This window comes from Gemmatimonadota bacterium (assembly GCA_026702745.1).
Lineage (GTDB): Bacteria > JAAXHH01 > JAAXHH01 > JAAXHH01 > JAAXHH01 > JAAXHH01.
In genome coordinates, this window is sequence record JAPPBT010000080.1 from 1 (window position 1) to 10,459 (window position 10,459).

The following is a 10,459-nucleotide window of genomic DNA, read 5'->3' on the forward strand; positions in this document are numbered from 1 at the left end:
CACGACATGCAAGGACCCCGCGTCGACCGCGTCATATTCTGGGTCGCGCTGCCGCTGATCGCGGGCGTCTCGGTGCCCCTCGTGCTGTTTCCCGTCGAGGGAGAAGCCCTGCTGAGCGCGGCCTTCGGCTGGCTGACCCGCGTCCTGGGATGGGCCTACCTCTGGTTCACCATCGCCGCTTTCGCGCTCCTCGTCTACTACGCTCTCGGCAAGTACGGCAACGTGCGGTTCGGCGGACCCGACGCCAAACCGGAGTTTTCCCTGATCAGCTGGATCGCCATGATCTTCTGCGCCGGCATCGGCGCCAGCGTGTTGTACTGGGGCACCATCGAGTGGGCGTACTACTACATGAATCCGCCCTTCGGACTTGAACCCCGGTCCGCCGAGGCCACGGAGTGGGCGGCGACCTACGGACTGTTCCACTGGGGATTCACGGCGTGGGCGATCTACTGCATTCCCACCCTGCCCCTCGCCTACCTCTTCTGGAACCGGCGGCGGCCGGTCCTGCGCATGTCGGCGGCCTGCGAAGGCGTGATCGGCGAACAGGCGGCCCGGAGCCTGCCGGGCAAGTTCATCGACATGCTGTTCATGTTCGGCCTGCTCGGCGGGGTCGGGACGTCCATCGGGCTCAGTACGCCCATGATCTCGGCGGGACTGTCGGAGATGCTGGGCGTCGACAGGGGTTTCTGGCTGGACGCCTCGGTGGTGATTACGCTGGGGGTGATCTTCGGCGTGAGCGTCTACACCGGGTTGCAGCGCGGTATCCGCATGCTGAGCCGATTCAACCTGTGGCTCACCATCGCGCTGCTGGCGTTCGTCTTCCTGGCGGGACCGACGCTGTTCATCATAGACACGATTACCAACAGCATCGGTCTGCTGATGCAGAACTTCATCAAGATGAGCCTGTACCTGGATCCGATCGTAAAGTGGGATTCGCTGATATCGGCATCGGGGGAAGGGAGTCCGGTTCCACAGGCTACGTTCCCGGAGCAGTGGACGGTTTTCTACTGGGCGTGGTGGATCGCCTTCGCGCCGTTCATGGGCCTGTTCGTCGCCCGCATCTCACGGGGCCGCACGATCCGCGAGCTGATCGCCGCCGAGACCATCGGCGGCGCGATGGGTTGCTGGATGTTCTTCGGGGTACTCGGCAATACGAGCCTGTTCCTGCAGCTGGAGGGCTCACTGGACCTCACCGCCCTGGTCGCGCGCAACATGACGCCGGAGGCGATCATCGCCACGGTGGTCGCCGTAGGAGACCGGGTGCTCCCCTTCGCAATACCGCTGCTGCTGGTTTTCGTGACCCTGGCGATCATCTTCGCCGCCACCACGCTGGATTCCGCCTCCTACATCCTGGCGTCGGTAGCGACCCGGGAGCAAGCCGAAGTGCGTGAACCCGCGCGCTGGCACCGCTGCTTCTGGGCGGTCGTGCTCAGTTCCGTGGCGCTGTCGCTGATGTTCGTGGGGGGGACGGAAAGCCTGCGGGCGGTCCAGTCGGCTTCCCTGATCGTGGCGCTGCCGCTCATCGCCGTACTCGTCCTGATGACCCTGTCCTTCATCCGGTGGCTGAGACAGGATCACGGTTCCTGAGGGTACCTCAAACCTACCTGAAACTGTACGTCATGCCCAGCTTGATCCGCCGGCCCTTGGGATCATGGGTCAGCGCATCGAAGGCCAGCTCCTGGTTCACGTAGGGCGGCGCCGCGCCGGCCAGGTTGAACAACGACAGGGTGGCCACCACGCCGGTATCGGGAATCCGCCACTGGAAGTTCATGTCTAGCGTCAGGAACGGGTCGATCTGGGTCCAGTCTTCGCCCGCCGGCCCCGTGTCGAACCAGTAGTCCCCGTTCTCGTATGACGAGATGTAATGTCCCCTGGCGATGGCGCTGTAGTCGCTCCAGTGGTACCCGACGGTCGCGTTCATGCGCAGCGGAGGCAGGGGCGGCGCCAGGGGATTCGTCGCGTTGAGGAAACCCACGGCCTCGTTCTCGGCGACGAGCTCCACGCCGTTGTGCATGAGCGCTTCGATGGTATAGTCCAGCGTATAGCTGCCGTCCAGGCGGGCGTCGATCGCGCCGTTGCCCAGCACATGCCGTCCGCCGATATGCCAGTCGATCCCCGAAGTCTTGAGTCCGGGCCAATTGATGTGGTTGATCCGGATCCGCTCCATGTCGCCCGGGGCGCAGCTCCCGTCGTTCCGGTTTCCGGGACAATAGATGCGATCCTGCACGGCGGCACGGGTCGACGGGTTTACGTAGGCCGCGGCCAGCGCGGCATCGGGAAGGACGCCGATGGGATTGTTGAAATCGAAATTCCAGTAGTCCACCGTCATCTCGAAACCGGTTTCGTGTTCGAAGATCACGCCCAGGTTATAGGTAAGCGCCTCTTCCGGCTCGAGATCCTCGACCCCCCTGTTTTCGATGGCCTTCCAGGCATTCGTCGGTCCCACGTACGCCGTGTAGATGACGACGTCCGTGTTGAGATCATCCACGGAAGGCGTCCGGAAAGTGGTCTGCAGCGTGCCTCGCAGGGCCAGGTAGTCGTTGACCTGCGCCCGCAGCGAGATCTTCGGATCCAGGCTGTTCGCGAAACCGTAGTCCTCGAAGTGCAACGCGGCCTGGCTGTCCAGCCAGTCCATGGGTTTGAGCGCCAGCTCGGCGAACACGGCGTGGGTCGTCTGGTTGGCCTCATAGGGATGAATACCAGACGTAAAGGTAAAGGACCCGGTCTGGATCGCGCAGCTTCTGTCCCCCGGTATGCGGCAGGGATTCCGGGAGAGGTCGCCGGGCTCGTTGGGCAGGGCGGAGACATCGACGCGGCGCAGCTGGTACCCTGTGGCGTAGCTGGCGACGCCTTCCTTGATCACACCGTTAAGGATGGCTTCCATCGACAGCAGGCTGGCCTCGCTGGTCGTGGCGACCTTTTCGTTGATCCAGTCGAGCAATTCGGCGCTGTGGGCCAGCTCGGCACGGTAGTTCGGATTGGCGCTGTCGGTGTACGGTGCGTCCGGTTGCGCGGAAAACTGGATGCCGTTGCTGAACGGGTTGAAGTAGGAGCAGTTCCCGGTACCGGGAGATACGCCGCCCGGGATGGCGCCGAGGGCGAGACCGGAAGGCGTGCTGGGGTCCGCAACGACCCCGACACCGCAGTTCGGACCGCCGTACCCGCGGAAAGCCAGGAATTTGCGGTAGGCATATTCCGCCGGCTGGCGCACCGTACCCTTCGTATCCGAATAGGAGATACCCAGGTCGTAGCTCAGACTGGACTCACCGATCGGCCCCGTCAGGGATCCTGCCAGGCGGCGGGTGCGGGACTCCCTGCTCTGTATGCGACCGGGACCGGCGTTGCCCACCAGCCGGCCGAAGAAGTACCAGGGCTGGTCGCCGGTCAGGTCCAGCGTAACCCCGTCGGCGTTCGTATAAGTCGGGTTCTGTTCAACGAAGGCCACACGACCAGGATGGTCCGCGCCCACCTGCTGTACGCCGTCGTAGAAGGCGATGGGGGGAAAGGAAGGCGTGGTTTCCCATTCGGGTACCCGTGCGTCGTGGTAGAGCGCTTCCAGGTGATAGTCCGTCTCGCCGAACGAGCCGTTCAGCTCGGCGAATCCCCGGGTATGCTGGAGTCTTTCGATGATGCTGTCCCAGGGCTGGTAGCGGAACCGGCACGTGCTCGCGCCTACCTGGTAACCGCCCAGTCCCTCGCAGCCCGGATCCACGAAACGCGTCTCCCCGGCCAGTATGCTCTCATCGGTCTGCAGTCCATCCGGTATGATGAAGGCGCCGGGATTCCCGTACCAGGACCAGCCCCAGCCGTAGTTCGGAAAGGGGCGCAGCGCCCAGTCCCGCTCTTCGGCGCGCAGGTTTCCGCGGCGCTTGTGTTCCAGGGATACGACCAGGTTGGAATCGCCGACCTTGCCGCCCCAGATCCCGCCCAGCAGGGCGTCTCCGCCCGCGTCGAAATAGTCGTAGGACATATCCAATTCAAAACCCTCGAAACTGCCGCGCGTGATAAAATTGGCGACGCCCGCGATCGCATCCGATCCGTACACGGCTCCCGCGCCTTCCTTGAGGATGTCCATCCGCTCGATGGAGATGGACGGGAAGGCGTTCACGTCGACGAACCGCCCCCCCACGAGCCGGCCGGGCACGTAGGTCTGCCGCCGGCCGTTGAGCAGTACCAGGCTTCGCGAGGCGCCGAGGCCGCGCAGGTTGATGTTCGCCACGGTCTCCGGGATGTCTCCCGACTGGGCGTTGTACCAGCTGTTGGCCTCGCCGATGACGCCGCTGCTCGCACTCAGGTTCTTGAACAGGTCGACCATGGACGGCGACCCCTGTTCGGCCAGCGTTTCGCGGTCGATGCGGGCCACGGCATAGGGAAGTTCGATCGGGGTTTCGCGAACCGCCGTTCCGGTAACGACAATCGCTTCCGCCTCCAGCACGGGCAGCGATAAGAGGGAATCCGCCGCCGCGTCTTCCTGTTGATCGGCAAGCGCGGCGGAACTTGGCATGCTGGCCAGGCAGAGCCAGCCGAATACCATCAAGGCGATTGAACGCCTGTTCGATGTGGACATGAGAGGCCGCCTGTATCTATGAGTTTTCTATGATTTTGAGAATATCAAATTTTCAAGAATTAGGCAGTTAGTATATGTTAAAAAACCCATTATGTCAAGGTATTTTAAGGACTTATGCATATGTTGCGAAATATCACAATGCTCGGAATAAATACTTTAATCCTTAAAAGGTCCGTCATCACTCCCGGATGCCTTGCCGGACCGCGACCGGTCAACCTCGTCTTCTCAGGTGCAGGCACCAGAACAGGGGCGGCAGGGCGTACACGTCGCTGCGACCTTCCACGTACCGCTTCTGCTGGTCGATCGGCGAATCGTTGCGGACGACCTTCCATTTGCCATCGGCGTTGAAGTCGGATTCCACCGCGGCCGGGTCGAATGACGTAATCATGGGTTCCCCCAGCTTCCCTACGTAGTTCTTCATGCTCAGGGCCCGTGAACGCTCGTTCTCGGGAATGCTGTTCGGTTCGGCGAGGTAGTCGAAGACGATCTCCGAATCGGGGCAGGTTATTCCGGCCACTTTATGCAGCGTGTCCTGTATCGCATCCCTTGACAGGTAGTACGTCACGCCCAGCCAGTTGAAGAAGGACCGTTTCTCCGGGTTGAATCCATGGGCGGTCAGCCGGTCCGCGAGGTCGTCTTTTTCAAAATCGATGGGGATCAGCCGCAGACTGTCCGGCAACGCCAGTCCGGCGGCCCCGGCCCGTTCCCGTTTCAGGGCGATCGTGGAAGCGAGATCGATTTCGTAGATGGTCACGTCGAGCCCGGGATGACGCAGGGCGAAGGTATCGTAGCCGGAACCGAGTATGACGTACTGGCCCACGCCATCATCGATCGCCGCCAGCAGGCTGTCTTCGGTAAAGCGGGCCCGGGTCAGCGGCTGGGTGGTGATCGGCATGAGCCTGCGCAGGACGATTTTCGAGACGAAGGCATCGCGCAGCCAGGATCCGAGGATCCGTTTCCACCGTTTACTCAGGAACTGGAACGCGAAGGAATCGTGGAAGATGTAGGGCGGCTTGTGCCGGAGGAGGTGCCGGGCGCGGCTTACCGCCACGAGTTCGGCGGTCCGGCTTCCGTGGGTCTGGACCTGGCCGGGGTGCTGATCAGCCATGATGGGTATCAGTCCGCCCGGTTCAGATTCCGAAGGCCTCGATGGCGCCTTCCAGCGTATCGTGGACGGCGAAAACGGTCGTCAGCTTGGTCATCTGCAGGAGGCTGCTGACGCTGCGCGTCACGCTCGCGAGCTTAAGATCGCCTCCGACCTTCTGCATGCGGGTATAGGCGCGAATGAGCAGTCCCAGGCCTGAACTGTCGATCCAGTACACTTTGCTCAGATCGAAGATGATCTTCCTGGAACCCTGGTCGGCCAGCCGGTTGATGCGTTCGCTCAGGGCGTCGGTATCCCTTCCCTCGGCCATGCGGCCGCTCAGTTCCAGTACCGTGACGTCCCCGTGTTTGATTTCTCTGACTTTCACGAATCTCTGCCTCTCTCAAGCGGAACCATCTACACAATGCGCTGGCGCTATCGCACGCGAGTCAAACGGCTTCAGGAATGATAAACCTAAGTGTGGCGGGGTACTGACGCTGATAGGGCGATCCGCAGATCTGGACCGGAAAGCCGACCTACCGCGGATGCGCTTCCTTCTGCCGGATGCCATCCCGGAGAATGAATCCGGACTTTGTCTTGCTGAAATTCGACTTGAATAATATACTGGCTTTGTTGATCTGTCAAGACGATTTTAAGGGTGTTTCCAATTAACAGGAAGCCTTAACAGGACGCCAACCGAAGCGCTTCACATGAAGTCTGACCAACGGCCGTACATCCTGCTGAATTACGCATTGAGCCTGGATGGAAAGTTATCCACGGAGCAACGCGATCCGGTCCGCTTCACGAGCAGAATCGACCGCGGTTTGATGGATGAGATCCGGGCGGACGCCGATGCCGTGCTCATCGGTGCCGGTACGCTCCGCGCGGAAGATCCGCCGGTCAGGATCAAGGCGGCCCGGCGAAGGGATGAACGCAGGCGCCTGGGCAAATCTCTCCATCCGGTCTCGGTGATCCTGTCCCGGTCCATGGATCTGCCCCGCACAGGAAGGTACTGGGAAGACGACCGGGTCGAACGGATCATCGCGACGACGCAACAGGCGACGGACGAGCAAGTCTTGCCGTTTGAGGATCTTGCTGAAGTGATCCGGGTGGGCCGGACCACCGTGGATCTCCACGCATTCTGCCGGATGCTGGCCGATCGCGGCATAGGCCGGTTACTCGTCGAAGGCGGAGGCGAGGTCAACATGGCCTTCTGGGAGGCCGGACTGGTGGACGAGGTGTACCTGACCCTCTGCCCCGTCGTAATCGGCGGAAGCACCGCGCCGACGGCCGCGGACGGCAAGGGCTTCACCAGCGTCGATTTCCGCAAGCTCAGGTTGATCGAGTCCAGGCGGGTCGGTCAGGAGTTGTTCCTGAGATACCGGTCGGTGCGGTCGAAACAGTAGGTGCGGTCGAAACAGTAGGTGCGGTCGAAACAGTAGGTGCGGTCGAAATCATAGACCGTCCGATATCCACCTGGCCCGAATCACTTGAGGACGTGCACCTTGATCCGGACGGACCCGTCCTGCACGGTCAGGGTGGATTCGGCCAGGTTCAGCGGGACGTTGACGGGACCTCCCTCCGCGCTTTCCGGTTCCAGCGTCACGTCCAGCCTCGAAGGTTTGAGTCCTTCCCAGGTCCCCCAGTAGATGTCGATGAAAAGGCCGATGCCGAGGGTGAGCAGGATGTCGGCGATGATCACCGAGGGCAGTTTGACCTTCTGCAGGACGATCCACTTCGTCTCGTAGCCGGGCTTGGTGATCTCAACCAGGTGGGACTCGTTCCGGGGAAGTTCGATCGTGAACGGATTCGTGTCCCGGTCGATGCGGTCCGGGATCTTGATCCGGGCGTCCGCGGGGGTCACGTTGATCTCCACTTTCTGGGTGTCGCCCAGAAACACCCGTCCACATCCTGCGGTGAAGAAGAGCAGAAGGCATAACATCAAGCGCCGCATCAAATTCCTCCAATTGTCCCTGTTCTCTAAAGCGATTCGTTAATGGATGAGGTTTCGCAGACTACGCCGGGAACGGCCGCGTAAGCCACACACGAATAGCTGCGCAGATTACGAACGTGTCGAATACGCACATCAAGTCCAGTTCGTGTAGGGCGGAAGCGGCCAGTTCGCTGCCCCGCCGATGGCCAGGGCCTGTTTCCGTTCGTCGGCGGTCAAAGGGGGTACGCAGTCCGCCCCCGCGTTCTCTTCGAGTTGCGCCCGGTTCTTGGCGCCGGGTATCACCGAGGTCACGCCCGGCGTGTCCAGCACGAACCGTAGCGCTGCCTGTACCATGGTGCGCTTTCCGCTATCTGCCAGGAAGGAAAGCTCCGACAGTTTCTTCAGTGCGGCCCGTATCCGGGGATTGTCGAAACGCTCGTGCCGACGGTCCTCGGGATCGAGCCGGGACAGCGAATCGAAATACTTGCCGGTCAGCGCACCCTGGGCGAGCGGCACGCGGATGAGCGTCCCCAGGTTTTGCGCTTCCGCGAACTGGAGTCCCGCCTGCCCCACCGGATTTACCATGCTATAACCGATCTGGACCATCGAAAGATCGCCCAGCGCCATCAGGGCCCTCATGACATCCGTTTCGTAGGTCGAGATGCCGAAGCACCGTATCTTGCCGGCTTCGACCAGCCGTGTCAACGCCTCTACGATTGCCGGCATGCCGTTCTCGTCCGGTTCGCCGTGCAACTGGTAGATGTCGATATAGTCGGTCCGAAGTCTTTCCAGGCTTCCTTCGCAGTTCCGCGTGATGTACCGCTGTAAAGGCTCCTCCGGGTCGTCGGACCGCGGCGCGACCTTGGTGGCGACCACGTAGCGGTCCCGCCTGCCACGGAGCGCCCGGCCGATGATCCTTTCGCTGTGGCCGGCGCCGTACCCGTTGGCCGTGTCGAGCAGGTTGATCCCCAGGGATTCCGCGTGTTGGATGGTGGCGATGGACTCCTCATCGTCGATACCCGACCAGTTCGCGCCCCCGGCCATCCCGGCCATGGGCCAGCAACCCAGGCCGACGGACGAGACCTCGATCCCGGTCTTCCCCAGTACACGGTACTCCACTCAGCTAACGTCCCTTCGGCAACAAAGTTTCAATATCGGCCGAGCGCTTCGCCGCTCAGCGCCGATCAGCGCGGCGACAGTAGGTCCCCGCCGCTCAGCGCGGAGACAGGGTAAGCCGGTGCCCCGCGAGTTCCTCCACCGCCTCCCGGCTGAACGCCAACTGGAGATACTCGTCGTTCCCCCAGGTCTCCAGCAGGCTGCCGTAGTAGGGGCTTCCGGGCTGGCCTGACTGGCCCGGCGTGATGATGAAGACGGAACGGTCCCAGTCTTCCGTGTCCAGGATGTGCCGGAAACTCACCGACGTGGCCGCGATCGTGCCGAACCCGCCCGATCGCTCCACGGCCGGCAGGGAGAAGGCATCGGACAGGAGGTGGGTAAAGGGGCTCTTCTGCAGGCGCCCGTACCGCCACTCATCCCAATCCTCGCCCAGTTCGCCTTTCAGCCGGACCACGGTCTTGCGCAGGCCGGCTTCCACGAGCGGCCGGCGTTCGTCGTCCGGTGTCTCCGGGTCGTAGGCGGCGGCTTCGGCCTCCCCCCGCCACCGGTACCAGACCGCCGCGCCGGCGCTGTCGCGGTCCAGGACGCCGTTCCAATCGGCTACAAGCGCACGGGCCCGTTCGACTTCCGCATCGTCCGACGTCCAGCCCTGAAACGAGGGAATATCCGCCTCGGCCCGCAGCGAATAGGCATCCAGCTGGATGCGCTTGTGGTCGTCGACGGTGTATTTCCGGTTGGGCTGCAACAGCTGCTTCATGCGCTCGATCCGGGAGTATTCGACGCCTCTCGACGAGTGGAACATGACCGGGCGTCCCGTGTAGTCCGGCGGATGGGAATCGTTGTTGGCCGTCCCGACCCAGCCGCGCTGGGGATTGTACTCCCGGGGCAGGTCTTCCCGGAACCCCTGCCACTCGTACCGTCCGTCGCCGGGGACCGGCAGCCGGCCGTTCCAGCCTTCGCGGTCCGGCGTGAGGGCCGATACCTGGAAGGCGATGTTGCCCTCCACGTCGCCGAAAACCAGGTTGTGCGTCGGTACCTTCCAGAACATGGCCCGCTCGAAGAAGTCCTCGGCGCTTTCGGCCTGGGCCATGCGGAAGCAGCCCAGGTACGGGGCGGTGCCCGGCTCGTGGGTGATGGAACGCACGGCATAGACCACCCCGTTCTCCGGATCTTCATAAAACACGGGTCCGTGGCGGCTGTACTTCAGCACGACTTCCCGGGGCTCCTCGCCCTTCACCGGGATCTGCTCCGTGATGACGCGCAGGGGTTCCCATCCGCCCCGCCATCGTACCATGTCCGGCTGGTCGGGGTGGAGCTCCTCCACGTACACGTCGTTCACGTCGACCCCCGCGAAGGTGTATCCCCACGCGACCCGGTCGTTGTGTCCGGCGGTCACGCCCACGAAGGGCGGCTCGCTGGCCCCGATCACGTTCCAACCCGGTGCGTTCAGATGGGAATAGTACCGCAGGGAGGGGTTCTCGAGGCGGCGGTGGGGATCGTTGACGACCATGACCTGGCCCGTGATGGACAGGGCGCCGCTCACCGCCCAGTTGTTGCTGCCGATCTCGAGCAGCTGCTCCTCGGTGGGCGCTTCTGCCTGGCGATCCGGGGGCACCAGGCCCGTGTAGGGTTCCACGAGCTCGAGTTGCGGCAGGCGGCCGGGTACCAGGGGATCGCCCTCCCCCTTCCGCATAGCGTCCCCAATATCTTCGTGGACGCTGGTCACGTCCAGGCCCTCCGGCCCCCCGAGGACATCCCA

Annotated in this window: 8 protein-coding genes; 2 read left to right on the plus strand and 6 right to left on the minus strand. The window is 62.8% G+C overall.

Features of this window, described 5'->3' with window-relative positions:
• A partial coding sequence (locus tag OXH56_13660) for a BCCT family transporter (GenBank protein ID MCY3556354.1) occupies positions 1 to 1,587 on the plus strand: 1,587 nt, incomplete at its 5' end.
• Positions 1,588 to 1,600: 13 nt separating this feature from the next.
• Here OXH56_13660 and OXH56_13665 read toward each other — a convergent pair.
• From OXH56_13665 to OXH56_13675, 3 genes are all read right to left on the minus strand, one after another.
• A complete protein-coding gene (locus OXH56_13665; GenBank protein ID MCY3556355.1) occupies positions 1,601 to 4,567 on the minus strand; it encodes a TonB-dependent receptor in 2,967 nt (988 codons plus the stop codon).
• Between the two features lie 211 nt (positions 4,568 to 4,778).
• A complete protein-coding gene (locus tag OXH56_13670) occupies positions 4,779 to 5,675 on the minus strand; it encodes a class I SAM-dependent methyltransferase (protein MCY3556356.1) in 897 nt (298 codons plus the stop codon).
• A 22-nt stretch (positions 5,676 to 5,697) separates the two neighbouring features.
• Positions 5,698 to 6,039 carry an STAS domain-containing protein gene (locus tag OXH56_13675; protein ID MCY3556357.1) on the minus strand — a complete coding sequence of 114 codons (342 nt, stop codon included), beginning with the start codon at positions 6,037 to 6,039 and terminating at the stop codon, positions 5,698 to 5,700.
• A 322-nt stretch (positions 6,040 to 6,361) separates the two neighbouring features.
• Here OXH56_13675 and OXH56_13680 point away from each other — a divergent pair, with 322 nt between their 5' ends.
• Positions 6,362 to 7,057, plus strand: coding sequence for a dihydrofolate reductase family protein (locus OXH56_13680; protein ID MCY3556358.1), 696 nt, complete (start codon positions 6,362 to 6,364; stop codon positions 7,055 to 7,057).
• Positions 7,058 to 7,137: 80 nt separating this feature from the next.
• On the opposite strand, the gene OXH56_13685 is transcribed toward OXH56_13680, so the two are convergent.
• The 3 genes from OXH56_13685 to OXH56_13695 form a co-directional block, all read right to left on the minus strand.
• Positions 7,138 to 7,596, minus strand: coding sequence for a hypothetical protein (locus OXH56_13685; protein ID MCY3556359.1), 459 nt, complete (start codon positions 7,594 to 7,596; stop codon positions 7,138 to 7,140).
• A 141-nt stretch (positions 7,597 to 7,737) separates the two neighbouring features.
• Positions 7,738 to 8,703 carry an aldo/keto reductase gene (locus OXH56_13690; GenBank protein ID MCY3556360.1) on the minus strand — a complete coding sequence of 322 codons (966 nt, stop codon included), beginning with the start codon at positions 8,701 to 8,703 and terminating at the stop codon, positions 7,738 to 7,740.
• A gap of 94 nt (positions 8,704 to 8,797) precedes the next feature.
• The coding region (locus OXH56_13695; GenBank protein ID MCY3556361.1) for a penicillin acylase family protein at positions 8,798 to 10,459 on the minus strand (1,662 nt) is incomplete at its 5' end.